The 24,457-nt window shown below is 70.3% G+C and carries 25 protein-coding genes; 9 read left to right on the top strand and 16 right to left on the bottom strand.

What is annotated here, in order from left to right:
• Nucleotides 1-72: 72 nt before the first annotated feature.
• Nucleotides 73-465 carry a RidA family protein gene (locus F0U63_RS18585; protein WP_395847262.1) on the bottom strand — a complete coding sequence of 131 codons (393 nt, stop codon included), beginning with the start codon at nt 463-465 and terminating at the stop codon, nt 73-75.
• A 349-nt stretch (nt 466-814) separates the two neighbouring features.
• On the opposite strand from F0U63_RS18585, the gene F0U63_RS18580 reads away from it, so the two are divergent.
• Genes F0U63_RS18580 through F0U63_RS18570 form a run of 3 tightly spaced genes read left to right on the top strand, consistent with a single transcriptional unit; the run spans nt 815 to nt 1,638 of the window.
• The gene (locus F0U63_RS18580; protein ID WP_395847261.1) at nt 815-1,051 is read left to right on the top strand and encodes a hypothetical protein; all 237 of its coding nucleotides are present in this window, start codon (nt 815-817) and stop codon (nt 1,049-1,051) included.
• A 58-nt stretch (nt 1,052-1,109) separates the two neighbouring features.
• On the top strand, nt 1,110-1,349 hold the full coding sequence (locus tag F0U63_RS18575; RefSeq protein WP_395847260.1) for a hypothetical protein: 240 nt from the start codon (nt 1,110-1,112) through the stop codon (nt 1,347-1,349).
• Between the two features lie 58 nt (nt 1,350-1,407).
• Nucleotides 1,408-1,638, top strand: coding sequence for a hypothetical protein (locus F0U63_RS18570; protein ID WP_395847259.1), 231 nt, complete (start codon nt 1,408-1,410; stop codon nt 1,636-1,638).
• Between the two features lie 113 nt (nt 1,639-1,751).
• Here the strand turns inward: F0U63_RS18570 and F0U63_RS18565 are convergent, their stop codons facing one another.
• On the bottom strand, nt 1,752-2,516 hold the full coding sequence (locus F0U63_RS18565) for a hypothetical protein (RefSeq protein WP_395847258.1): 765 nt from the start codon (nt 2,514-2,516) through the stop codon (nt 1,752-1,754).
• A gap of 542 nt (nt 2,517-3,058) precedes the next feature.
• Here F0U63_RS18565 and F0U63_RS18560 point away from each other — a divergent pair.
• The 4 genes from F0U63_RS18560 (at nt 3,059) to F0U63_RS18545 (ending at nt 4,756) form a co-directional block, all read left to right on the top strand.
• A complete protein-coding gene (locus tag F0U63_RS18560) occupies nt 3,059-3,292 on the top strand; it encodes a hypothetical protein (protein ID WP_395847257.1) in 234 nt (77 codons plus the stop codon).
• 56 nt (nt 3,293-3,348) lie between these two features.
• Entirely contained in the window at nt 3,349-3,597 is a 249-nt protein-coding gene (locus F0U63_RS18555) for a hypothetical protein (protein WP_395847256.1), read from the top strand.
• 118 nt (nt 3,598-3,715) lie between these two features.
• Nucleotides 3,716-3,952: a hypothetical protein gene (locus F0U63_RS18550; protein WP_395847255.1), complete on the top strand. Its 237-nt coding sequence runs from the start codon at nt 3,716-3,718 to the stop codon at nt 3,950-3,952.
• A 201-nt stretch (nt 3,953-4,153) separates the two neighbouring features.
• Nucleotides 4,154-4,756: a Uma2 family endonuclease gene (locus tag F0U63_RS18545; RefSeq protein ID WP_395847254.1), complete on the top strand. Its 603-nt coding sequence runs from the start codon at nt 4,154-4,156 to the stop codon at nt 4,754-4,756.
• A gap of 27 nt (nt 4,757-4,783) precedes the next feature.
• On the opposite strand, the gene F0U63_RS18540 is transcribed toward F0U63_RS18545, so the two are convergent.
• The 7 genes from F0U63_RS18540 to mtgA all read right to left on the bottom strand — a co-directional run bounded on the left by F0U63_RS18540 (nt 4,784) and on the right by mtgA (nt 16,252).
• Nucleotides 4,784-7,000: a SpoIID/LytB domain-containing protein gene (locus tag F0U63_RS18540; RefSeq protein ID WP_395847253.1), complete on the bottom strand. Its 2,217-nt coding sequence runs from the start codon at nt 6,998-7,000 to the stop codon at nt 4,784-4,786.
• Nucleotides 7,001-7,007: 7 nt separating this feature from the next.
• Nucleotides 7,008-11,717 carry an MG2 domain-containing protein gene (locus tag F0U63_RS18535; RefSeq protein WP_395847252.1) on the bottom strand — a complete coding sequence of 1,570 codons (4,710 nt, stop codon included), beginning with the start codon at nt 11,715-11,717 and terminating at the stop codon, nt 7,008-7,010.
• A complete protein-coding gene (locus tag F0U63_RS18530) occupies nt 11,714-13,330 on the bottom strand; it encodes a hypothetical protein (protein ID WP_395847251.1) in 1,617 nt (538 codons plus the stop codon). The genes F0U63_RS18535 and F0U63_RS18530 overlap by 4 nt, the downstream gene beginning before the upstream one ends.
• Complete coding sequence (locus F0U63_RS18525; RefSeq protein ID WP_395847250.1) at nt 13,327-13,899, bottom strand: DUF1175 family protein; 573 nt, start codon at nt 13,897-13,899, stop codon at nt 13,327-13,329. The genes F0U63_RS18530 and F0U63_RS18525 overlap by 4 nt, the downstream gene beginning before the upstream one ends.
• A gap of 15 nt (nt 13,900-13,914) precedes the next feature.
• Nucleotides 13,915-14,832, bottom strand: coding sequence for a DUF2135 domain-containing protein (locus F0U63_RS18520; protein ID WP_395847249.1), 918 nt, complete (start codon nt 14,830-14,832; stop codon nt 13,915-13,917).
• A 30-nt stretch (nt 14,833-14,862) separates the two neighbouring features.
• A complete protein-coding gene (locus F0U63_RS18515) occupies nt 14,863-15,246 on the bottom strand; it encodes an SET domain-containing protein (RefSeq protein ID WP_395847248.1) in 384 nt (127 codons plus the stop codon).
• A gap of 94 nt (nt 15,247-15,340) precedes the next feature.
• Complete coding sequence (gene mtgA, locus F0U63_RS18510) at nt 15,341-16,252, bottom strand: monofunctional biosynthetic peptidoglycan transglycosylase (RefSeq protein ID WP_395847247.1); 912 nt, start codon at nt 16,250-16,252, stop codon at nt 15,341-15,343.
• A gap of 161 nt (nt 16,253-16,413) precedes the next feature.
• Here mtgA and F0U63_RS18505 point away from each other — a divergent pair, with 161 nt between their 5' ends.
• A complete protein-coding gene (locus tag F0U63_RS18505) occupies nt 16,414-16,722 on the top strand; it encodes a hypothetical protein (RefSeq protein WP_395847246.1) in 309 nt (102 codons plus the stop codon).
• Between the two features lie 7 nt (nt 16,723-16,729).
• Here F0U63_RS18505 and F0U63_RS18500 read toward each other — a convergent pair whose 3' ends face one another.
• Nucleotides 16,730-17,011 (bottom strand): hypothetical protein, encoded by a 282-nt coding sequence (locus F0U63_RS18500; RefSeq protein WP_395847245.1) that lies wholly within the window; start codon nt 17,009-17,011, stop codon nt 16,730-16,732.
• Nucleotides 17,012-17,120: 109 nt separating this feature from the next.
• Between F0U63_RS18500 and msrA the strand changes: the two genes are divergently transcribed.
• Nucleotides 17,121-17,780, top strand: a complete 660-nt coding sequence (msrA, locus tag F0U63_RS18495) for a peptide-methionine (S)-S-oxide reductase MsrA (RefSeq protein WP_395847244.1) — start codon at nt 17,121-17,123, stop codon at nt 17,778-17,780.
• Between the two features lie 10 nt (nt 17,781-17,790).
• Here msrA and F0U63_RS18490 read toward each other — a convergent pair whose 3' ends face one another.
• From F0U63_RS18490 to F0U63_RS18465, 6 genes are read right to left on the bottom strand one after another with little or no spacing between them, the layout of a single operon-like run.
• A complete protein-coding gene (locus tag F0U63_RS18490) occupies nt 17,791-19,044 on the bottom strand; it encodes an ABC transporter permease (protein ID WP_395847243.1) in 1,254 nt (417 codons plus the stop codon).
• An 8-nt stretch (nt 19,045-19,052) separates the two neighbouring features.
• Nucleotides 19,053-20,285 (bottom strand): ABC transporter permease, encoded by a 1,233-nt coding sequence (locus F0U63_RS18485; RefSeq protein WP_395847242.1) that lies wholly within the window; start codon nt 20,283-20,285, stop codon nt 19,053-19,055.
• The gene (locus tag F0U63_RS18480; RefSeq protein ID WP_395847241.1) at nt 20,282-21,040 is read right to left on the bottom strand and encodes an ABC transporter ATP-binding protein; all 759 of its coding nucleotides are present in this window, start codon (nt 21,038-21,040) and stop codon (nt 20,282-20,284) included. Before F0U63_RS18480 ends, F0U63_RS18485 begins: the two co-directional genes overlap by 4 nt.
• Nucleotides 21,037-22,290, bottom strand: a complete 1,254-nt coding sequence (locus F0U63_RS18475) for an efflux RND transporter periplasmic adaptor subunit (protein ID WP_395847240.1) — start codon at nt 22,288-22,290, stop codon at nt 21,037-21,039. Before F0U63_RS18475 ends, F0U63_RS18480 begins: the two co-directional genes overlap by 4 nt.
• Nucleotides 22,287-23,615, bottom strand: coding sequence for a TolC family protein (locus F0U63_RS18470; RefSeq protein ID WP_395847239.1), 1,329 nt, complete (start codon nt 23,613-23,615; stop codon nt 22,287-22,289). Before F0U63_RS18470 ends, F0U63_RS18475 begins: the two co-directional genes overlap by 4 nt.
• Nucleotides 23,612-24,301 (bottom strand): YIP1 family protein, encoded by a 690-nt coding sequence (locus F0U63_RS18465; RefSeq protein WP_395847238.1) that lies wholly within the window; start codon nt 24,299-24,301, stop codon nt 23,612-23,614. Before F0U63_RS18465 ends, F0U63_RS18470 begins: the two co-directional genes overlap by 4 nt.
• Nucleotides 24,302-24,457 lie beyond the last annotated feature (156 nt).

The raw sequence follows: 24,457 nt of genomic DNA, 5'->3' as shown, positions 1-24,457 counted from the left end.
CCATGGGCGGCGAGCCGCCCTCACATCCGCGCGGGCGATTCGGGGCCCTGGCGCGGGCCCGCGGGCCGGCGCTCAGGGCACGTACGCGATGCAGTCAATCTCCACGCGCAGGCCCGGCTCGGGCAGCGCGGACACCTGCACGGTGGTGCGCGCGGGCCGGTGCCCGGCGAAGACACGCTCATAGACGGCGTTCATCCGCGGGAACTCCTTCATATCCACGAGGAAGACGCCACAGCGCAGGACGTGCTGCAGGGAGGAGCCTCCCGCCACGAGAATGCGCTCCAGGTTGCGCAGCACCTGCTCCGTCTGCGCCTCGATCCCCTCGGCCGACTGGCCGGTGGCCGGGTCGGTGGCGCCCTGACCGGAGATGAAGAGCAGCCGGTCCAATTGCATGCCGGGGGAGTAGGGACCGGCGGGCTTGGGCAGGTTTGGGGAAACGATGGGTTGGTGCTTCGGTGACGTCATGGCACTCCTCCTCGAATCAGCGGGACCGGGAGACAGACTCGCACAGCTCACTCGCGCGGGGAGGCTCTCCCGGGACGATGCACGTTTTATCAGAAACTGAGTGCGAACCCGGGCAATGAGAAACCAAGAACAGCCTGGCTGCATTGTTCCAGTTTGACAAGTCGCAACGTTCCCGGCATAAAGATGAAGCCGGGAATTCATGAGGACTCCAGACAGCCCTGAATCCTGTTCGGGAGACCCTCGCTCGGCGGAACAGGGCGTCGCGAGCTGGCCGCCTGACGGCAAGACCATGAAGAGGGTGAACCCCTCGTCACGGCCGGTAAACACAAACACTAAAAGGAGTTGAACCATGATGAAGGCATTGAAGGCGGGACTTTTCGGACTGGCGATGGGCGCGCTCGGCGCCGTGGCCCTTCCCGCGCAGGAAGCCGCGGCGGTCGAACCGGCCAAGTACATCGGCTGCTGCTCGGCCTGTAACCCGATGTTCCAGCAGTGCTTGATCAGCGCTGGCACCAGCCCGATGCTGATCGCCAGCTGTACGGTGACTCGCACCTCTTGCGAGAGCACCTGCAAGCGGGGGTGCTAGCACGCCGTGTCCGTCAGCGGGGTTTCGCCGCCCCCAACCCACCACCAGGAGATTCAACATGATGAAGGCATTGAAGGCGGGACTTTTCGGATTGGCGATGGGCGCGCTCGGCGCCGTGGCGCTTCCCACGCAGGTGGCCGAGGCGCAGACGACCCCGGCGCAGCCGCCACTCACCTGCTGCTCGTACTGCAACCCCAACTATGTGCGCTGCATGGCCAAGTCCACCGGCATGATGGGAGACTCCATCTGCCTGATGCAGCGCAGTTCTTGCGAGAGCACCTGCAAGCCGGGGTGCTAGCGCGCCGGGTCCGTCAGAGGGGTTTCGCCGTTTCCAACCAAACACCAGGAGATTCAACATGATGAAGGCATTGAAGATGGGACTTTTCGGGCTGGCCCTGGGCGCGTTGGGTGCCGTGGCCTTTCCCACGCAAGAGGCCGAGGCCCAGACGCCGAATACCGTCTGCTGCTCGCTGTGCAACCCCAGGTACCAGGCCTGCCTGAACAGCGCTGGCAACAACTCGTCGGCGATCTCTTCCTGTGTGCGGGACCGCAGCTATTGTGAGAGCGTCTGTCTCCGCACCTGCTGAGCCCCCGTCAAGAGTGGCCACGGTGCGGCTCCGGAGGTAGCGGCCCGTGAAGAGCAGCCGTTTCGCCCGAGCGCAGCCCGGGTGGGCCTACCCTCAAGGACGCGCCCTTCTCATCACTGTTCAACCGACCGTGGCTGGGGCTCTTCCTTCTTGGAGGGGATGTAGCACTTGCCCTGGTACTCGGCGGTGCTGCGAGGGCAGGGGGCGCTCTGGGTGTGCAGGATCCAGCAGCCACCCCGAATCTCTACTTCCGTCACGGGGATGCAGGGCGGCGTCGCCTGTTGCTTGAAGGGTTTCTCCGGCATGGGATAGCCGATCACGATGGGCATGGAGGGCCCCCGCGCGTTGCCGAAGGCGATGGGCTCCTCCGGGAGCAACGGCAGTCCCCTGTCGTGTGCGAAGTGCACCGGAGTTGGGCCGGGGGTGTCCGGCCAGAGCATCAAAGCGAGTCCCGCCGCGAACACGAGCCCCACTCCCACGAGGGCCCAGCACAGGCCCGGGTAAGGTGCACGCGCGGGAGGCGACTTCCGCGCGAAGTGCGGCGGGGCTTCTCCCGAAGCATCAAGGCTCGCGAGGGCCCCTGCCGTGCGGATGGCGCCCAGGGCCAGCTCGTGCGTGGTCGGCGCCGGAGCGTCGGCCCCTGACTCGGCGTCCAGGATGAGGACGCCGGGCTCGGGGAAGTTCGTGGTCCGCAGGCTCCAGGTCGTGGGCAGGCGCCAGTCATCACCGCCGGGAGGGATCACCGCCAGCGCGGCAACCCCCGTCTCCACGTGGTGCGCCTCGTGGATTTGGCACTCGTCCTCGGGCATCTCCAGGTACCGCTCGCCAATCCAGTACGGGCCGACGCGCTGGCCCTTCCAGTCCCTCGTGTCACTCATCTGGCCTCCTCCCACACCCCGCTTTCCTACTCCGGATGTCGGGCGGATGTACAGACCCGGAAGGTCAATCCGGAAGACCGCTCGGGAAGTCCGTGCCTGGAGGCGGGTTGCCCCGCCATGCGCGCGCGGGCCGGACACTCCGGGGGAGTAGGGACCGGCGGGCTTGGGCAGGTGGGGAGAGACGATGGGTTGGTGCTTCGGCGACGCGAGACCGGACATAGACTCGCACGGCACGCTCGCGCGGGGATGAGCACCCGGGACGATGCGTACTTTTTCAGAAACTGGAGACGGACTCGGGCAATGAGAAACCAATAACAGTCTGGGTGTATTCATCCGGTTTGACAAATCGTAACGTTTCCAGGCATATGGATGAAGACGGGAATTGAACAGGACTCCCGGCATCGCTGAAGCCCTGAATCCTGCTCGGGAGACCCTCGCCTGGCGGAACAGGGAGTCGCGAACTGGTCGCCTGACGGCAAGAGCACGAAGAGCTGAACCCCTGTCACAACCAGCAGAACACAATCAGTCAAAGGAATTGAACCATGATGAAGGCATTGAAGATGGGACTTTTCGGACTGGCGATGGGCGCGCTCGGCGCCGTGGCCTTCCCCGCGCATGAAGCCGAGGCGCAGGTGATCGCGCAGCCGCTCTGCTGCTCGTCCTGCAACCCCAGATACCAGCGCTGCATCACCAACGCGGGCGGCGACATCAACACCCTCCTCATCTGTACGATGCAGCGCCAGGAATGCGAGAGCACCTGCAAGCGGACTTGCTGACGCTCGAGTCCTCAGAGGGTTTTCGCCAGTCCAAACCAATCACCAGGAGATTCAACATGATGAAGACATTGAAGATGGGACTCTTCGGACTGGCGCTGGGCGCGCTCGGCGCCGTGGCCGCTCCCGCGCGGGAAGCCGCGGCGAACGAACCGGCCCAGATGGCGGGAGGAAGAGGTGACTGCTGTTCGACCTGCAACCCGCGGTTCCAGCTGTGCTTGAACAGCTCCGGCAACACCAGGGTGGGGATCGAAATCTGCAATGCGCAGCGTTCCATTTGCGAGAGCAGCTGCGTCCGCATTTGCTGACCCCGCCTCGTTCTCCCGGACAGTTCACGGAGCAAGTGGAGAGTCGAAAGCTGGCCGCCCGGCGGCCAGACCCTGAAGGACTGAACCCACCGTCACAACCAGGTCGAGGAGTTGAACCATGATGAAGACATTGAAGATGGGGTTTCTTGGACTGACCCTGGGCGCGCTCGGCGCCGTGGCCCTTCCCGCGCAAGAGGCCGAGGCGTGTGTCGGCCTCGCCTGTCTCGTCTGCTGTTCGACGTGCAACCCCACCTATCAGACCTGCCTGAACAGCGCTGGCAACAACTCGTCGGCGATCGCGCAATGTGTATCGCGGCGCAGCTCTTGCGAGGCCTCCTGTAACCGCACCTGCTGAGCCCTCGTCAGGAGCGGCCACGGTGCGGCTCCGGGTGTATCTGCCCCTGCGGAAGCTCGGCGTGGGGCACACCTGTCCGATGGGGCACGCCGTGACGGTGTTCCCCTCCTTTAGAAGTCAGACCCCGGCGTAGAATGGGAGAAGTCACATGGTGAGCCCGCTTCGGGCAAGCCACGGGCTCACCAGGAGCGGGGGTCGGACATGAAGAAGAGCAGGCGCGCGGCGACCTATGAGGACATCGAGGCGCTGCCGGTCGGATGGGTGGGGGAAATCCTGGAGGACGAACTGGTGGCCTCACCGAGGCCCGCCCTGCCACATGCGCGAGTGGGCCTGGCGCTCAGTGCCCTGTTGGGCATGGCCTTCGATCTGGGACAGCCCGAGACGCGTGGCGGCTGGTGGCTCCTCTACGAGCCGGAGCTTCACCTGGGCGGAAACGTCCTCGTTCCGGATCTCGCCGGGTGGCGCCGCGAGCGGGTGCCAGTTCCCTCCTTCAAGGATGCGCCCTTCGCCACGATCGCTCCGGACTGGGTCTGCGAGATCCTCTCCCCCGCGTCGGTGAGCATCGACCGGGAGCGCAAACTTCCGTTCTATCACCGCGAGGGCGTGGGCCATGTCTGGCTGGTGGACCCGCCCACCCAGACCCTGGAGATCCATCGCCGACGAGCTCGGGGCTGGCGGCTCATCGCCCGGCACACGGGCGACCAGGAGGTTTTCGCGGAGCCGTTCGACGCGCTCGCGTTGAGGCTGGGTGCCCTCTGGTGGCCTCGGGGCCCGAACGCGCGGGGTGAAACGGCGGGAAGGTGATGTCCTGGGAAGGGTGCGTTCTCTCACTCACCGGGCGCCGTAGGCGGTCTCCAGGAGTTGTTCCTGTGGGGCCCCGCTCGCTTTCGCCGCCTCGACGTCGAGCCCCTCGCCATGTCCCTGGCCCTGTCCCTGGAACGTGACGCGCGAGCCCTCGAAGGCCGCGCTCCGGGGACACGCGGGCAATTTCAGCGTGGAGCGCAACACCTCACAGGGCAGGGACTCGGGCGCGTCGAACACCGCTCCGCCCTCGCTCCTCGTGCGCAGGTAGTGCACGCGCCCCCCGGCGAAGCGCACCGCCGTCACGCCCCGGCCCAACAGGGACTCCACCTGCGCGCGCGGACGCGTCTGCGTCCAGGGCTCCTGTCCTCCCTTGGAGAAGGTCAGCCACTCGCGCCAGCGCAGCGCCGGCAACCGCAAGGCCCGCGCGTCCTCGGGCGCGATGCGCACCGTGCCCTGGAAGGACTGGCAATGCGTCGTATCGCAGACGGCCCGGCCCGGGTGACGGCTGTCCGCGTGCCGCTCGTTGTGTGCCACCACCCGTGCCAACGCCACCCTCGCCTCCCCCTTCACCGCCGCGTCCTCCGCCGTCACCACCCCGGCCGTGTATTGCAGCCGCGTGGTGCGAAAGACATACGCCGAGCCCCGCCTCGCCTTGAGCGCCGTGGGGCTCGTGGGCACTCCCGCCGGGGGCGCGTAGGGCGGCGGCGGCGACCAGGTGAGCACCCCCGCGTAGTCACGGCCCGCGGGCACCTCGGGAAAGCGCACCCGCCAGGGACTGCCCAGGCACACCGCCCCGCCCTTCCTCACCCACGGCTCCAGCTTCGTGAAGTCTCCTGGCACCGCCCGCGGCGTGCCGTCCTCCAGCACGAAGCCCGCCCCCGGGCACCGCGCCTCCACCGCGTCCGGGGACACCAGCCCCAGCACCTGCACCCGCGCCGCCTCCAGCCCCCCTCGCTGGCTCCGCACCCGCGCGAGCAGCCGGGGCACCTCGTCCGCGAAGGCCCTCGGCATCTTCCCCGGCCTCGCCACCACCGCCACCAGGTCCGCGTCCACCGCGACAATCCACCCGAGCACCGGCCGGCTCTCCGCGTCCCGCACCGTCCCCGTCTTCGTCGCCACGCCCGCGTAGTCCTTCGACGCGGGCAGCTCCGACAGCGTCCCCCGCGCCGCGTTGTCCGCGAGCCACGTCAGCACGTCCGGCCGCGCCTCGGCCAGCAACCGGTACGCCTGCGCCAACCCCCATGGAGACAGGCTCAGCGTCGCGCGCAGGCCGATGGCATCCGCCATGTCCAGCGGCTCGCTCGACAGGCCCACCGCCGACAGCACCGGCCCCCAGGCCCCGAAGGCCCTCGGCGCGCTCCCCTTCCCCTCCCAGTCCAGGAAGTAGCCGTTGCACGAGCGCAGGAGCGCCGTCCTCACGTCCATCCGCTCCGGCATCCGCTCGCCGCACCCCCACTCCGCCACCTCCGCTCGGGGCGCGAGCACCGGAGGCGCCTCCGTGCTCCCCGCCACCACGAAGGGCTTGAGCGTCGAGCCGTAGGGCATGGCCGTGCGGAACGCCCCCTCGGAGAAGAGCACCTCGCCCGAGTGCCGGCTGAGCACCACCGTGGCCTGAGCGGCGCTCCGCTCCGCGTGTCCGGCCAGCTCTCCCACCGACAGCGGCACCGTCCAGCGCGTCCCCTCCTGGCACTGCCGCAGCCGCCGCGTCAGCGCCCTCGGGAAGCCCGCGTCCTCGTTCAGCACGCGCGCCAGCGCCCGGCGCGCCCGTGGCGTGTCCACGTCCGGACTCCGCGCCAGCTCCACCGAGGCACTCGTCAGCGACTGGTAGGGCGCCTCGCGCCACTCGGCCAGCTCGCCGCTCACCGCCAGCGCGAAGGCCTCGTGGAACAGCCGGTCCTCCGCCGACGCCGGACAGGCCCACCAGAGCAGCTGGTGCGCCAGCTCGTGCCGGAGCGCCACGCGCAGCCGCGTGTCCAGCACCCCGGCGCTGTCCTGCCGCAGCTCCACCACTCCCGGCCGGCCCTGCCCGTTGCGCGAGGGCAACAGCGTCTCCCCGCGCTTGAGCAGCACGGTGGCCGGTGCCCGGGCGGGCGCGCCTCCCGCCTCGGCCACGTAGCGCGCCTCCAGCGAGCGCCAGGTGGCCTCCGCCTCGGTGCGCAGCGCCACCTCGGGGGTGACGTCGCCCCGGGTGACGAAGACGGGGGTGGCCGCCAGCACGACGGCCGTGACCGCGGCCCACCCCATCACCCCCTCACCCTCCGCCCGGCCCCACGTCCGTCTGCGAGGGCGCCACCTTCAGCACGTCCGTGCCCGTACGGCCGCGGATGCTCGTGACGTACATGTCCTCGATGACGGCGGGCGGCGCGGAGAAGCTGCCCACGAACTGCGCCCGCATCACGTAGCCCACCGTGCGCGGACTGTCGCTCCACCACGCCGGCTCCTCGAAGAAGAACGTGGCGCGCTGGGGACTGAGCGAGCGGCGCTTGAGCGCCTCGGGGGCCAGGGGCAGCTCGTGCGGAGCCGCCCGGTACTCCTTGTCCTCGACGAGCGGCACGAAGCCCGCCGGCACCGCGTCCTCCACCACGTAGTACGCCGAGCGGTCGCGGTTCTCCCCACGCGCGTCCAGCGTCAGCTCCACGTACACCACCTCGCCCTGGTTGAGCGAAGCCCCCGGCTCGAGCCGCACCTTGCCGCCCTCGCGCAGGACGTAATAGGCGCGCGTGAGGCTCATGCCCTCGGCCATGGGCTTCACGTCCGCGAGCGGCGTGGCCGCCGTGCCCCGCAGGCTCGCCACGCCCTGGAAGTCCGCCACCTGCACCCCGCGCGTGCCCGGCTCCAGCACCGCCACCAGCCCCATGCCCCGCGGGCTGAAGCGCACCGGCGTCTTCGTGCCCTTCACCTCGGGCGGCGGCAGCTTGCGGAACTCCTTCGCGTCCCGCTCGACGAGCCACAGCGAGTGCAGCAGCGCCGTGCTCCTGTCGAAGGTGGACAGCCCCGGCTCCGACAGCGCCTCCAGCAGCCGCCGGCGCGCCTTGGCCACGTCCAGGTTCCCGAAGGACGCCGCGTGGGCGAGGATCGCCGTGAGGCCCACCCGGCGCAGCGGATAGCGCCACATGGCCTCGCTCGGCGCGGGCAGCTTCGCCAGCGTGACGAAGCCCTCGTTGCTCTGGGCCACCAGCGTGTCGATGCGGCTCTTGAGCGCGGGCTCCTTCATCACCCCCGCCTTCTCCGCCGCCAGCACCGCCAGCGCCAGCGGGTAGAGATCTCCCGGCGGCGCGGCCTCCACCAGCGCGCGCACCCGGGCCGCCTGCCGCTCGCCGTCCATGCGCGCCAGCACCCACGCCCGCGTGGCGTCCCACTCGAAGGGCAGGCCCTCCTGGGCCTCCAGCCAGCGCAGGCTCTCGGTGATGCGCGGCTCGTTGCGGTCCACGAGCCCCGCCTCCATCGCGTACGCGAGCCCGTCCAGCGCGATGAGCGTCATGGGCAGGTCCGCCTGGTTGTAGCCGCTGAACCAGGTGAAGCCGCCGCCCTTCACCCCCATGTCCAGGATGCGCGCCGTGCCCTGCACCGCGCGGCTGCGCGCCTCGGCGAGCAGCCCCTGGCTGTCCGTGTCGAGCGACTCCAGCGCGCCCGCTTTCTTGAGCGTCTGGTACAGCGCCACGTTGGGCACCGTGGTGGACACGAGCTGCTCCAGGCACCCGTACGGGTAGGTGAGCAGCTCCCGCACGTTGGCGAGCGCCGCGTCCACGATCGACGGCTGCAACACCAGCTCCACGTCCGCCACCGTCGCGCTCGGCGCCGCGGGCAGGGACAGCTCGCCGCCGCCCCACTTCGACACCTTCACCGGCTCCTCGAGCACCGCCGGGCGCACGTCCAGCACGTGCCTGTCCCTCAACGGCTCCTTGCCCCCCGTCACCTCCACGGCGAGCTGCGCCATGCCCGCGCCCTTCGTCTTCAGGGACAGGGGCAGCACCTGCTCTCCCCCCTTGGCGAGCTGCACCTTGCGCTGATCCTCGGCGGCGTCGAGCACGCCCGACGCCACGAGCCGCACGTTCAACTGCTGGCTGTCCGGAGACTTCTCCCCCGCCGACAGGCGCACCGACGCGCGCGCCTCGTCACCCTGGCGGAGGAACTGCGGCAGCGCCGCGTACAGGGCGAGCCCGCCGCGCGTGGCGAACTCCGCCGTGCCCTCGCCGAAGCGGCCCGAGGTGTCCGCCGCCACGCCCGTCACCACCCAGAGCGTCTGGTTGGAGGGCAGCTTGAAGCGCACCGTGGCCCGGCCGTCCCGGTCCGTGACGATGGAGGGGCTCCAGAAGGCCGTGTCGCGCTCCAGATCCTTGGCCTGCCGCGTGGGCGGCTTGATGGAGGCGAAGGCATGGTCCGGCAGCCCCGAGAGCTTGCGGGCGATGGCCTCGCCGTAGCCGTAGCCCTGGAACTCGGAGGACACGAAGGTGGCCACGTTGTCGCGGCCCGGCGGGTAGAAGAAGTCGAGCACCTTGGGCCGGAACTCGCTCTGGATGGCGTAGACGGCCTTGTCCACCACGCCCACGGACACCTGCGACACCACGCCCTCGCCCTCGTGGTTCGTCACCCGGAGGTCGATGACCTGCTCGGTGAGGGGCGTGGCCTCGGCGCGCCGGGGCTGCAACGACACGCGCAGCGTGCGCTCGGCGGGGACGATGCGGAAGCCCACCGTGCGCTCCTCCCAGCCGCCCGCCGCCGTGGGGTACGCCACCGACGCGTACACCGCGCTGCCAAAGCGCTTCTCCACCTCGAAGTCGTACACGAGCGTGCGGCCCTTCAGCTCGAGCAGCTTCGTGCCGTACACCCCCGCGCCCGTGAGCGTCACCCACACCGGGCCGCCGTCCGTGCCGTTGGGGCCCCAGCCCTGGGGCAGCAGGCCCACGAGCTGCGCCGTGTCGCCCGGAGACAGCGTGCTCGCGAGCGCCGCCAGCGTCAGCGTGGGCACCTGCGCCACCGGCTCGCTCTCCGCGCCGATGACGAGCAGCTGCTCCTCGCCCGTCCACGTCTCGCCGCCCTTGTCCTTCACCGTGACGCGCGCCAGCACCGCGCCCGCGTCCGAGGTGGGCACCTTCTCGCGCACCGTGCCGTCCGGCCCCGTGGTGAAGCTCTTCTTGCCCAGGCTCTTCTCCTCGCCATCCGCGCGGCGCAGCACGAACTCCACCTCGCCCGGCGTGACGCCGTAGGGCTTGCCGGACAGCGTGGTGGCACGCACGCTCAACGTCGCCTCGCCGCCCTTCTTCACCACCGCCGCCGAGTAGCGCGCGCTGCCCAGCACCTCCACCTTGGACAGGAAGAAGGTGGCGCTCGCGTTGGCGAACGTCTTCTGGTCATCCCGCGCGCGCACCGTGAGGGTGTAGCGGTAGGGCAGGCGCTCCTCGCCCGGCTTGAGCGCGGGCACGGGGATTTCGATCACCGCGTTGCCCTCGGCATCGAACGTCGCGGCGCTCGCCCACGGGTCCTCCTCCACCTCGCGCTGGGCCACCGTGGAGTACAGGCGCTCGGGCACGCTCAGCTTGCCCTCCGTGGTGGAGGCGCTGCCGTACGTCACCGCGCTGCCCTGCCCGCCCAGGCCCGCGTCATCCACCCAGGCCGGCGCGTCCAGCAGCGTGCGGTAGAGGAACACCTCGTAGCGCGTCTGCGGAGGCACGGCCCCGTCATACCGGCGCGCCTGCACCGTGGCCTTGATGGACTGGCCCGGCACCACCGTCTCCGACTCCGGCCGCAGCTCCAGGTAGAAGGTGGGCTTCACGTAGTCCTGCACGCGCGCCTCGCCCTGGTGCGGCTGGCTGTCCAGCTCGGCCGTGACGCGCAACACGCCGGTGCCCAGATCCTCGGGCACCTTCACGCTGCCGTTGAAGGCGCCGAACTCGTCCACCCGCGCCTGCGTCTTCACCTCGCGGCCCTCGGCCGACACGAGCTTCACCGCCACGTCGCGGCGGCGGGGGGTGAACAGGCGCGCGAGGTAGCTGTCCGGCTGGCGCACGAGCCCGCGGAAGCGCACCTCGTCGCCCGGCTTGTAGATGGGCCGGTCGCTGTAGATGAACACGTCGGGCGCCACCGCGAGCGACGAATAGAAGTCCGTGTCCACCAGCGCCGTGTCCCCGCCGGCCGTGGCGGTGGCGATGATGCGTGGCTCCTGCACGGGCAGCCGCACCTCGCCCTGCGCGTCCGTGGTGCCCGTGGGGCCCTTGCCGTTGGGCAGGTACACCTGCACCTGGGCGCCCACGCGGGGCCGCTGATCCCTCCCCGCCACGCGCACCAGCACCTGGCCATCCGTCTGCTTGAGCTGCACGGTGAGATCCGTGACGACGAGCACCACCTGTCCCTCCACGCGGCCCTGGACGAGCTGGACCAGGTAGGTGCCGGTCGGCAGGGGCGCGAGCGTCACCCGGCGCTCCTGGAAGCCACTGTTGTAGAAGGAGGTGTCGAAGCCCGGCACGCTGAACTCGGAATCCGTGCCGCCCAGGTCCAGGTTCAACCACTGGCTGCGCACCGCGGTGAAGCCGGCGGGCACGCCCACGAGCTTGCGCGCGCCCTCGGCCACGCGGGCGAGCGGCTGGCCCGGAGGCGCGGGAGGCCGCGCGGGCAGACGCGGCGCCACCGCCTCGCGGAAGCCGGTGTCGAGCGCGTTGAGCAGGAAGGTGCCCGGGGAGCGCGTGGCGTTGAGGCCGCGGCTGAGCGCGTTGCCCGGATTAGCGAGCGTGGGCGGCGTCTCGTACGCGCGGCGGATGTCGCCCTGCGCGCGGATGAAGGCCTGGAGGTTGTCGGGTTTGAGCACCCGCAGCTCCACGGGCCCCTTGCTCTCGAAGGCCACGTCCACGGCGACGGGCTCGTGGCTGCCGTAGGCGCGGGGGACGGTGATGTAGAGCGGCTTGGCCGCGGCCATCCCGGCGGACACCAGCGCGGCCAGGGCCGCGATGCGAGCGATGGACTTCATGAACCAAACCCTCCCGGCACCAGCCGGTTGCCATCCACCGTGCCGCGCAGGCCGATGTACGGAAGCGTTTCGAGATCCTTGCGCGCGGCCTCGATCTCCGCGGGCACCTTGCGCGCGGGCGGCTTCGCGCCTTCTCCGGAGGACACCTGCGACGTGTACCCGTCCACCATCAACCCGCCGAGCAACGTGCCCGTGCGCACGCCGAAGGACACCGAGCCCTTCTCGCGCAGCCCCGCCACGACGGGGGGAGCCGCGTGCAGCAGGTTGGGCACCTGGCCCGCGCACGCCTTGCGCAGCCGCTCGAGCACGGCGGGGGTGGAGGCCAGCACGTGGTGGCCGCACAGCGTCTCGCGCTCCATCCGGTTGGGTCCGGAGAAGAGCGTGTCGAGCGCCACCGCGTCCTCGGGCCGGCCCCAGATGAGGGCCACCTCGGAAGGCAGGCTCGCATCCCCCCGGGGCGTCCACACCAGCGCCACCTGACGCGTGCGCACCGCCATGTCCGCGCCCCCGCCCGCCCAGAACGTCTTGAGGCTGTCCGCGTCGAGCAGCTCGGGCAGCTTGAGCTGGAGCGCCAGCAGCACGGGCGTCTCCTCGGGGATGAGCTTGAGCAGCTCCTCGGACAGGGGGGCGCTGTCCAGCCGGGGATCGTCCGCCACGGGCCCGGTGATGCCCCGGCCCACCAGCCGGTTGCCCTCGGCGGCGAACTGGAAGCGGATGCCCTGGGACACCCCCATCACGTGCGTGAGCAGCTGCGCCTCGCGGCCGAGCGCCTCGGGGGAGAAGCCCAGCTCCAGGTCCACCTCCTCGGGCGGCTCCAGGTCCAGGTGGGGCTCGCACAGGCCCTGCAGCACGACGGCCGGGCTCCGGCCGAACACCATCCGGTCATCCGTGCGCGCCGCCCACAGGGACTGCTCGGCCACGAGCCAGCGCGTCAGCGTGAAGCCCTTGCCCGGCACCTCGCCCTGCCCTCCCGGACACGCGTCGGCCGTGAGCACGTCGCGGCGCACCGCCCCGGCCATGCCGTCGAAGGCGGCCATGACGGTGTTGCCGGGCTCGGGCACGAGGATGGCGGGAGTGCCGGTGCGGGTGTCTCCGGAGAACCACACCACGCGGAAGGGGGCCGAGAGGAGCTGTCCGGCGAGCACGTCGAATACGGCGCCCTTGAAGCCCAGGCCGAGCTCCTCGCTCCGGGTGCCGAGCATCGCGGCCCAGCCGCCCACGAAGCCCTGGCCGAGCGGCTTGCGCAGCTGCTCCTGGAGCCACGTGTTGCCCGTGAGCGCCTCGCGCACCTCGCCCGGCGTGTAGACGTCCACCCAGAAGGCGGGGCGTACGGCCTCGGAGGGCACGTCCATCTTCCGGGGCTTGTCGGGCGCGGGTGGCAGGGCTTGCAACAGGCCCGTGCCACTCGAGGCCTCGCCGGAGGACGCGGGGGCGCTGGGGTTGCCGGAGGACGACGGGGCGGGAGCACTGCCCCGGCCGAGGAAGAAGGCGGCGGCGAACACGCCCGCGAGCACGGCGACGCCGGCGCCCACGAGCAGGGCGCGGGGAGGTCCCTTGCGGCCCGGAGGCGCGGGGGGCGGCGGAGCTCCCGGCGGGGATGAGGGAGGGTTCATCGTGTCCACTCCTTGAAGCGGAAGAAGCCGAGGAAGGCGGTGTTCTGAGGCACCGGACGCCACTCCAGGGGCGCCTCGGTGACGAGCGACTGGAGGACGCCGGTGCGCACCGCGGCGCCCGGCTCCCCCGGATGATAGACGACGCGCGTGGGGGCATGCGCCTTGTCCTCGGGGCGCACCACGAGCATCAGGTGGAAGACGGGGCCGGCGTCGCGCTCCAGGCGGAAGGCCACCACGTCCCCGGTGCGCAACGATTCGCGCGTGGCCCCGTCCCGGCCGAGCGGCACGAAGGCCTGGGCGAGCAGCGTCTCGGCGTCCGCGAAGTCACTGGGCTGGCCCCGGTCATCGCGCCACAGGGGCGTGGCGAGCCGCTCGGGGCGCCAGCGCCGGTAGGCACCGCGGAAGACGAAACGCACGAAGCCCGCGCAATCACGCTGCGCCGGGTGCCACGAGGGATCCATCTGGCGCACCTGGGCGATCGCCACGCGGGCCACCTCGCGGCGCAGCGGGGCCTCGTCGGAGCCGGCGGGCGCGGCGTGGAGCGACAGGAGCAGGAGCAGGGAGAGCATGGCGGGCCGGGGCCCTCACTCGCCTTCGCCTTCGTCCGAGCCGCCGCCCTGGGTGAGCGTCTTGACGGCGTCCTCCAGGTTGACGGGCCACGCGGGGGACTTGGGGACCGGGCCCTGGCCGGGCACGTACACCTCGGCCTTGCCCTCGCCCAGCACGTTCACCCACGCGAGCACGCGCGTGGAGCCGGGCGTGGCGAGCGGAATGCGCACCATGCGGCGCACCTCCTGGGGCGTGCCCTCGTAGAGCGCCACGTTGAGCGTGGCCACGGTGTGGGCCTTGTCGCCGCTGGGCCAGTAGTTGGTGGCGATGAGGTAGAGGCCCTGGGGCGGGGCCCGGTGCACGTAGAGGTAGGGGCCGTAGGCGGGATCGTCGAAGGACGACTCGCCCTGCTCGTTGAGGAAGAAGGTGCCCCCGCTGGGGCTCTCGGTGTTGGCCCAGTACACGTGCGCCATCTTGCGCAGGTCCAGCTGCGCGCCCTTGCCGTCCTTGCCCGGCGTGAGGCTGTCCTGGGTAGGCTCGTAGATGTGCAGGTCCGTGTAGACGCCCTCGGTGTCACTGGTGAGGATGGCCTTGAGGGGCACGGGGGGAATCTGCGCGTAGCTGGTGGCCTGGGCGCGCGTGGTGCCCCCCTGGTTGGTGGCCATGACCGTGACGACGTTCTTGCCGCTGGCGGCGGGGAACTTGCGCCGGAAGCGCCCGCCAAAGGTGCGCATCAGGTAGCGGTCGCCGTTGATGGAGAGCACCACCGGATCGATGGTGGTGTCGCTCACCGTTCCCTCCACGAGCAGCATCCGGTCCACCGTCCAACCGCCCGAGGGAGCGGTGAGGCGCACCGTGGGGGGTGTCTTGCCCTTTCCGATGGGGACGCCCTGCTGCCGCGGCGGCGCGGGCGGGGCCTGGGTGAGCAACACGGCCAGGAGGACGGACAGCATCGGGAGCTCGTGAGTGGAGGGGAAGGAGGGTCAGATCGGCTGGAACCCCAGCTCGCAATTGTAGTCGAACGTCAGCTCTTCTCCAGGGTCGATCTGCCGCAGGGCCTCCACCAGGAACGTGTTCGGGTACGGGCCGTCCTTCAGTTTGACGTTGGGCCGCGCCGAGTGGTTGTAGAGCATGAGCAGCCCCCCCGCGATGGCGAACTCCCGGCCGGGCTCGTCGCTCCAGTACAGCAGGTAGCGATCGAACACCGTCCCACTCAGGGGCACGGGCAGGTCCTTCTTGGGGATGATGATCGCCGGCACCACTTCCACCGCCTCGCCCGGGGCGAAACCACGCAGCGCCACCACGCCACGGCCCTTGCCCGGGATCTCCCGGAACCCCACGCTGTTGGTCTGAGGCACGACTGGCATACGCGAATCCCTGGCTCCTGAAAGCGACGCGGCGGACGAAGAGCGCCAGCAGCGCGGCCACATGTACTTCAAGGCGGATTCTTTTGCTCGGGGCTCACGTCTCCTCGTCGTCCCCGCCCTCGTCCGCCTTCTTGCCGCCCATCAGCGCGTCGATCTCCGCGTGCGCGGCGGCGGCCTGCTGCGCATCCAGCCGCTTCACCCCCTGCATCTGCTCGATGACCCAGTGGGCCCGCTTCTTGAGGGCCGGCGAGCCCGAGGCCGGCGAGCGCCGCCGGGGCGCGGGCAGCATGGACGCGAGGAGGGCGCCCTGCGCCGGGCTGAGCTCCGCGGCGGAGACCCCGAAGTGCTCCCGGGCTCCCGCCTCGATGCCGTACACCCCGTTCCCCCACTCCACCACGTTCAGGTAGAGCGCGAGGATGCGGCGCTTGGGCAGCGCCTTCTCCAGCCGCCGCGTGAGCACCAGCTCCTTCGCCTTGCGCAACAGGCTGCGGTCCGTGGACAGCCACAGGTTCTTGGCCAGCTGCTGGGTGATGGTGGACGCCCCCCGCCCCAGCTTCCCCTGGCGGACCGCATCGTCCAGGGCGTTCTCCAACTCCTTGGTGTCCACACCTTCATGGAGGAAGAAGCTCGCGTCCTCGGAGAGCACCACCGCGGCGATGGCGTGCTTGGACACGTTGGACAGGCTCACCCAGGTCTGCCGGCGCCGGGGCTTCTGGTTGGCGGCACGCGCCTCCTCGGCACGCTGCTCGATGAGGGCCGTCGTCTTCGGGTTCTGCTTGAGCAGCGGCTCGGCGTCCGGAAGGCGCGCGTATTCGTAGGACACGAACACCACGAGCCCCAGGAACAGCGCGCCCAGGATCCGGCCCGGCCACTTCAGGCCCCCGGAAGAAGACGCCTTGGAGGACTTGGAGGGCTTGGGAGTCTTGTTCCCGGGGGACGTCTTGCTCGTCTTCGTCCGGCCCGACGGGGGGCCCTGCTGCTTCACCTTCATGGTCCGGCTGCTCATGGGGGAGTCCCCTCTACCCCGAAGCCCCTTCGGAGGAAAATTCACCTCTGGTCTTCCCTCCGGGACGGCTGGAGCACCCGGATCAGGCCTCGCCTGCCCGCCCGCCCCCTTCCCCGTTGCCCCCCGGCGGCCGATCTTCCCCACTCCATTAGGAGGGAGTCATGGGCATGGGTACGAGGTGGGTGGGGTGGCTGGCGGTGGGAGCGGCGTTGCTGGGGGTGGGCACGGTGGGATGCGCCGGGAGCAGCACGGCCGGGGCGCCGCCGGTGGACCCGGAGGCCCGGCCGCTGGAGGACGAGGCGAACAAGCGCTGCGACTACGAGGATGCGAACCGGTACTACGTGTCGCGGGATCCCGAGCAGTGCGCTCGCATCCGGTTCGTCTGCCCGAATCCGGAGGACACCACGCCCCCCGCCAAGCCGAACTACTTCAGCGACCGCTGCGGCTGTGGCTGCGAGGCCGCTCCCTAGCGCGCACTCACGTCCACCGGAGCCACAGGACCAGGGCCAGGAGCAGGGCCGCCCCGAGGCCAACCGCGAGGACCAGCATCCAGAGGGGACGGCGCTTGCGGATGATGGGCACGTACTCCGGGGTCCGGTCGGCGCGGTCCTGCTCGACGCTCATGCGGCGCTGGACCGTCACGGGCAGGGTTCGGCCCAGATCTTCCGGACGCACGAGCTCCCCGTTGATGAGCAGACGGGGACGGCTGGCGGCGGACGGCTCGGAGGAGTCAGGGGGAGAGGAATCGGAGGCCGTCATCGGATCCTCACTGTAACCCAGTCGGCGCTCCCCCAAGTGCCCGTCTGCCCACGAGACGACAGAACAGGAAGAGCGGCGCGAGCCCACCCCCGGCGCTAGACTCGGCGGCATGTGGCAACTCCTCAATCCCCACAAGCAGAAGCTCCCCAGCCCGGCGGAGGCCCTTCCCGGCCGTTCCACCCGGATGCAGGTCCCCGCCCGGCACCACGTCAACGGCACCCCCCTCGAGGGGCCCCTCCCCGAGGGCATGCAGGAGGCCGTCTTCGGCCTGGGCTGCTTCTGGGGAGCCGAGCGCAAGTTCTGGCAGACCCCGGGCGTCTACTCCACGTCCGTGGGCTACGCCGGAGGCCTGACGCCCAACCCCACCTATGAGGAGGTGTGCTCGGGTCGCACCGGCCACACCGAAGTGGTCCGCGTGGTGTTCGATCCCCGCAAGCTCTCCTTCGAGGCGCTCCTGAAGGTCTTCTGGGAGAGCCACGATCCCACCCAGGGCATGCGCCAGGGCAACGACACGGGCACCCAGTACCGCTCGGCCATCTACTGGACCACCGAGGAGCAGCACCGGCAGGTGGAGGCCTCGCGCGAGGCGTACCAGAAGGTGCTCGGCCAGGCGGGCTACGGGCCCATCACCACGGAAGTGCGCCAGGCGCCCGAGTACTACTACGCCGAGGACTACCACCAGCAGTACCTGGCGAAGAACCCGAACGGGTACTGCGGCCTGGGCGGCACGGGTGTGAGCTGCCCGGTGGGCGTGGCGGCCGCGCCGTAGCGGCCCGGTGCTACTCGCTGCGCATGGCCTCGACGGGATCCAACCTCGCGGCGCGAGCCGCGGGGTAGATGCCGAAGATGAGCCCCACGCCGGAGCTCATCCCCAGCGAGAGGAAGACGGCCCAGGCGGGCACCACGGTGTTGAAGCCCAGCACCCAGCGCACGAGGAAGGCCAGCCCGAAGCCCAACCCCACGCCGATGGCGCCGCCCAGCAGCGCCATCATCACCGCCTCGGTGGCGAACTGGCCGAGGATGCGCGCCTTGCGTGCGCCCAGCGCCTTGCGGATGCCGATCTCCTTGGTCCGCTCCGTCACCGACACCAGCATGATGTTGAGGATGCCGATGCCGCCCACCACGAGCGACAAGAGGCACACGCCGAAGCTGGCGATGGTGATGACCTGGGAGAGGCTGTTGAAGGTCTGGGTCATCGACTCGTTGGTGTGGATCTCGAAGTCGTTGGGCTCCAGCGGGGCCACCTCGCGCCGGCGGCGCATGAGGTTGGTCACCTCTTCCTGGGCCTTGGACAGCAACTCCGGCGTGGTGGCCTGCACCGAGAGCTGCAGCGAGCCGCCCGCGCCATAGAGCAGCTTGTAGACGCGCAGGGGCACGAAGACCTCGTTGTCCATGCTCACCATGCCCAGGAAGCTGCCGCGCCGCTGGGTGACGCCCACCACGGTGAAGGGCCGGCCCTTGATGCGCAGCTGCTGGCCGATGGGATTCATGCCCGGGTAGAGCGCGTCCACCACGTCCATGCCCAGCACCACCACCTGACGCCCATCCACCTCGTCCACCGGGCCGAAGAAGCGCCCCGAGGCGATGCTGATGCCGCTCGTCTCCAGGTACTCGGGGGTGGCGCCGGTGACGTCCACCGAGGGCCGCGTCTCCATGTTCGCGGTGGACAGCTTCTGGGCCCCCTCGCTGTCCGACGCGGACACCTGGAGCACCGAGGGACACGTCTCGAGGATGGCGCGCACGTCCTCGAGCGTCATGTTCTTGCGCATGGCGTACTTGCGCCAGTTCACCCGGCCGAAGCCCACCGGCCACTTGCTCACCTGGAAGGTGTTGGCGCCCAGCTGGGACAGGTCCTTGTTCACCTTGAGGCGCAGCCCCTCGATGAGCGCCATCATGGTGATGACCGTCATGACCCCGATGACGATGCCCAGGAGCGTGAGCAACGAGCGCAGGGGGTTGCCCAGGAAGGTGCCCACGGCGAGCCGCAAGTTGTCGGTGGCCGCGAGCCAGGAGGCGCGGAAGCGTCGGAGCATGGGGAGACTCATTCGTAGCGGAGCGCTTCCACGGGATCCAGGTTGGCCGCGCGCGCCGCCGGCCAGATGCCGAACAGCAGGCCCACCAGCGCGGCGAACGCCACGCCGCCCACCACGGTGATCCACTGCACGTCCGCGGCCAGGGGGGTGAGCAGCGAGAGGATCTTCGCCGTGCCCAGGCCCACGATCGTGCCCGTCAGGCCCCCGAGCGCGGACACGGCCGAGGCCTCCATGAGGAACTGCAACACGATGGTGCGCTTGCGTGCCCCGAGCGCGCGGCGGATGCCGATCTCCCGCGTCCGCTCGCGCACCGACACGAGCATGATGTTCATGATGCCGATGCCGCCCACCAAGAGGGTGATGAAGCCCACCCCCACCGCCACGCCAAAGAGCGCGCCGGTGAGCTGCTCGTACGTCTTGGCCATCATCTCCGGCTTGTTGATGGAGAAGTCGTCCGGGGCACCCGGGGGCGTGGCGCGCACGCGCCGCAAGATGCCCACGAGCTGATCCTCCGCCTTCTTCATGTCCTCGGGGCGCTCGATGGAGATGGCGATGCTGAAGGGCCGGCCCTTGCCGAAGGTGGAGTAGAACGTCTTGAAGGGCATGACCACCTTGAGGTCCTGATCATTGCCCAGCAGCTTGCCCTTGGGCGCGAGCGTGCCCACCACCTGGAAGGGGTGCCCATCGATGCGCACCGTGCGGCCCACGGGATTGAGCCCGGAGAAGAGCGAGCTCACCACGCTGGAGCCAATCACGACCACCGGCCGCGTCACGGCGTCATCCGCCTCGGTGAGGGGCCGGCCGGACAGGAGCTGGTAGGCGGCGACGGACAGGTACTCGTGCGTGGCGCCGGTGATCTCCACCGTGGACACCTGCTCGCCGTTGAAGGCCACGTCGCCCAGGCGGTTCACCACGGGGGACATGCCGGAGATGTAGCTGGACTGCGCGCGGATCTGCTCGAGCTGCGGCAGGGTGAAGTTCTTGCGGTTGCGGTACATCCACCAGTCCCCCGTCATCACCCAGGGGAACTTGGAGACGTAGAGGGAGTTGGTGCCCATGCTGGCCAGCTGCTTGTCGAAGGAGCTGTTGAGCCCCTGGATGATGCCGACAATGGCCAGCAGCGTGGCCACGCCGATGCCGATGCCCACCGTGGTGAGCACCGTGCGCATGCGGTTGGCGCTCAGCGAGAAGAGCGCGATGCGCGCCCCCTCGAGCACATCCACCCTCACCGCCCGGCTCATACGCCCTCCACCGCCTGCAGCACGGCCCCATCCCCCAGGGCCACCTCGCGCCCGGGCCCATCCGCGACGATCTGCCCGTCGCTGATGCGGATGGCCCGCGGACAGCGCGCCGCGAGCTTGGGCTCGTGCGTGACGAGCACCAGCGTGTTGCCCGCGCGGTGCAGCTCCTCGAACAGGCGGACGATCTCCTCGCCCGTGGCCGAGTCCAGGTTGCCCGTGGGCTCGTCGGCCAGCAGCATGGAGGGCTCGGCCACGAGCGCCCGGGCGATGGCCACGCGCTGGCGCTGACCGCCGGACAGCTCGTTGGGCCGGTGGTGCATGCGGTGCTCCAGGTGCACCTTGGCGAGCGCCGCCCGGGCCCGCTCGCGCCGCTCCTTCGCCCCCAGGCCCCGGTACACCAGGGGCAGCTCCACGTTGGCGAGCGCCGTCTCGCGCGGCAGGAGCTGGAACGTCTGGAAGATGAAGCCGATCTCCTCGTTGCGCACCACGGCCAGCTCGTCATCGACCATGTGCGACACGTCCTTGCCGTTGAGCAGGTAGCTGCCGCTGGAGGGCGTGTCCAGGCAGCCCAGCACGTTCATGAGCGTGCTCTTGCCCGAGCCGGACTGGCCGATGATGGCCACCCACTCGCCCCGGCGGATGCCGAAGGAGACGCCGCGCAGCGCGCGCACCTCCTCACCTCCCACGTGGAAGACGCGCGTCACGTCCCGGACGTCGATGAGCCGGGCGTCACCCGGCAGCGCCGGCGTGCTCACGACTTGCCACCACCCGGCCCACCCAGCATCGGCTCGCGCACCAGGTCTCCCGACTTGAGCTCCTTGGACAGCGTGCGGTAGGGGCCCTCCACCACCCGGTCCCCCTCCTGGATGCCCTCGAGGATCTCCAGGTCCGTGTCGGAGGCGATGCCCGTGCGCACCCGGCGCGCCTGCGCCTTGTTGTCCGCGTCCACCACGAAGACCACCTTGGCGAGCGACTCCGCGCGGTGGGGCGCCTTCAGTCCACCCTCCACCGGCGGCTTGTAGTCCGGCAGGCTCTTCTCCGGCCGCACCGTCACCGCCTGGATGGGCACGAGCACCGTGTCGTTGTGCACCTCGGCGGAGATGCGCACCTCGGCGCTCATGCCCGGCAACACCCGGGGCGGCCGCGTGCTCAGCGCCACCGTCACCGGGAAGCTCGTCACCTCCGACTCGGTGCCCGGGTTCTTGATGAGCGCCTTCTGGGCGATGTCCACCACCGCGCCCTCGTAGGACTCGCCCTCGAGCGCGTCCACGGTGATCTCCGCCGGCTGGCCGGGCTTGAGGTGCACCACCTCGTGCTCGCCCACCTCGAACTTCACCTCCATCACGTTGAGCGCGGCGATGGTCATCACCACGTCCTCGGACAGGTCCGAGCCACGCACGCGCTCACCCACCTCGCGCGACAGCTCGATGACATTGCCGTCGATGGGCGACAGGAGCGTCGTCTGGGAGAGGTTGTTGGCCTGCTCCTCGTACGCGGCGCTGGCCTGGGACAGGCGCTGCTGCGCCGCCGCCAGCCGCACCACGGCCGCGTCCCGCGTGGACTTGGCCTGCTCCAGCTCGGCCGCCGAGGCGAGCTGCTTGTTCGCCAGCGCCTCCACGCGCGCGAGATCCGCGTTGGTGCGATCCACCTCCACCTGGACGACCTGCGCGTCCGAGCGCGCCGCGGCCTGCGCCGCCTGGGCCTGCTTCACCCCGGCCGCGTACCGGCGCGGATCGATGCGGCCGAGCACCTGACCCTTGGTCACCCGCTCGCCTTCCCTCACCTTCAGCTCCACCAGATCTCCGGAGAGGTTGGAGGAGATCTTCACCGTGGTCGCCGCCTGGACCTTGCCGGCGCCGGTGATGGTGCGGGTGATTCCGCCCTTGCGGGCCTTCGTCAACTGGGCCTCCACCGAGGGAGGAGGCCGGTCCTTCAGCCCTCCCACGGTGATGGCCGCCGCCCCGAGGAACAAACCGCCCGCGATGACCGCCTTCCACCACTTCATTTCGCTTCTCCCGGATTCAGCGTTCCCATGGCGCGCATCAGCGCGAAACGGGCGACCTCCACATCAATCCTGTTCTCGAGCAGGGTCAGCTCCGCCTGCGTGAGCTTGAGCTGCGCGTCGCGCACCTCGAGCGTCGAGCTGACCCCCGCGTTGAAGCGCTCGCTGGCGAGCGCCAGGGCCTCGGCGGCCGCCTTGCGGTTGGCCTCGGCCAGCTCCGTGGCGACCAGCTGCGCCTCCACCGAGGCATGCGCCTGACGCACCTGCCCTTCCAGATCCCGCTCCGCCTGCCGCAGGTTCAGCTCGGCCACCCGGCTCTGGGCGCGGGCCTGGCTCTGCTGAGCCGTCGTGGCCCAGCCATTGAAGAGATCCCACGACAGCGCGATGCCCCCGCGCACCGAGTTCTGCAGCCGCGGCTGGAGGAAGACGATGTCCGCGTCCGGCCCCCCGCGCTGCAAATCCACGGAGAGCGACAGCCGCGGCAGGAAACCCGAGTGGGCAATGCGCTCCTGCAACTCCGCGGCGCGCAGCCGCTCGCGCAGCGCCACCAACAGCGGCCGACGGGTCCGCGCCTCCTCGAGCGCTTGAGGCAGGGACATGACGGGCTCGGGCGTCTGACGCAGCAGCTCCGGCTCCACCGCCGCCACCGCCTCGGCGCCCGGCAGCGCCAGCCACGTGGCGAGCTGCACCTGGTTGTCCACGAGCTGGGACTGCCGCGCCACCACGGCGATGCGGTCATTGCCCAGGTTCACCTGCGCGGACAGCTCCTCGGCCTTGCCCACCCGGCCCGCCACGAACAGCGCCCGGGCGCGCTCGAGCTGCTCCTCGCTGCGCTTCACGTTGGCCTGGAGCACCTGGATGGTGGCCTGGGTGCGGTAGAGCAGGAAGAAGCGCTGGATGCCCTCCTGCTCGCTGGCGTCGCGATCCTCCAGGGCCTGGCCCCGCTGCGACTCGAGCTGGGCGCCGCTCTGCTCCAGTCGCGCCCAGATGGACCGGTCATAGAGGACCTGGCGGATGGACACGCTCAGGCCGAAGTCCACGAAGGACGACTCCGGCACGGGCACCGGGATGTTCACGTAGGAGCCATCCCCCGTGGGCACGACGTTGTAGCTGCGCGAGGGGCCCGAGTACACGCCCGTGGCCCCCACCTGGAAGCCCACCTGGGGCAGCAGCGAGGAGCGCGCGATGCGCACATCCTGCTCGGCGGAGGCCACCTGGAGCAGGGCCGAGAGCGACTGGGTGTTCTCCCGGCTACGGACCCGCGCCTCCTCGAGCTGGATGGGCGTGGGGGCGGCGGTGAGCACCGCCGCGAGCAGGAACGCGTTCATGCCGCACCTCCCGCCTTGGCCGCCGCGATGCCGGGCAGGCCCACGACGACGACGCCGATGAACATCATATAGAGGACGCACCCGAGCGCCACCGACCGGGCCCGGCTCATGCCCGTGGCCGCGGAGAAGCCCAGCCCGAGCAGCACCACGCTCCACAGGTTGAAGAAGTCCACCGCGCGCATCACCCGCTCCAGCTTGGGCGACAGGCCCTGCAACACGGCCAGGCTCGAGGGCACCAGATCCTGCACCCGCGCCTCGGACAGGGAGGGCTGGGCGAACGCGCAGATCGTGAAGACGAGGTGATAGAGCGCGATGGGCAGCATCGCCAGCGACGCCGCCGACAGCAACCGGCCGAAGGGAGCGCTCCGGTCGAACAGCCACGCGCACACCCACAGCAGCGCCGCCAGCACCAGTGTCTGCAGCGGCATGAGGAGCACCCCCTTGAGCAGCGCCATGATCAGCGCCTTGCGGGGAGCGCTCTGGATCTCCTCGGACAGCTCGCTCTCCGTCATCCGCTCGAGCTGGCCCGTCATCTGCAACTGCTGCACCACCGAGGCGCTCGCGTCCCAGCGCAAGGCGAACGCCGTGCCCGAGGCGGACACGCACAGCACGAGCAGCAGCAGGGGCCACACCCAGCGATGGGCCTCGACCGCGGCGCGCGTCGCGTCGAGCGGATCGAGAAGCACCCGGGCAGGTTGAGCAAGTGAGATCATAGTCAAGGAGAAGGAGATCGGAGGCGGCGCGAGACTGTACGCGAGAGGACGCACTTCATTGCAAATGCGCTTGTCCCCTGTCACCCCCAACAGGCTGGCGGCCCACTCCTTCCCGGACATCTTCACCCA

Origin of the sequence: Cystobacter fuscus (assembly GCF_044360685.1) — a bacterium.
In the GTDB taxonomy this organism is placed as follows: domain Bacteria; phylum Myxococcota; class Myxococcia; order Myxococcales; family Myxococcaceae; genus Cystobacter; species Cystobacter fuscus_C.
Note: the sequence above shows the minus strand (reverse complement) of the source record. Positions and strands in the feature narration are given on the sequence as shown.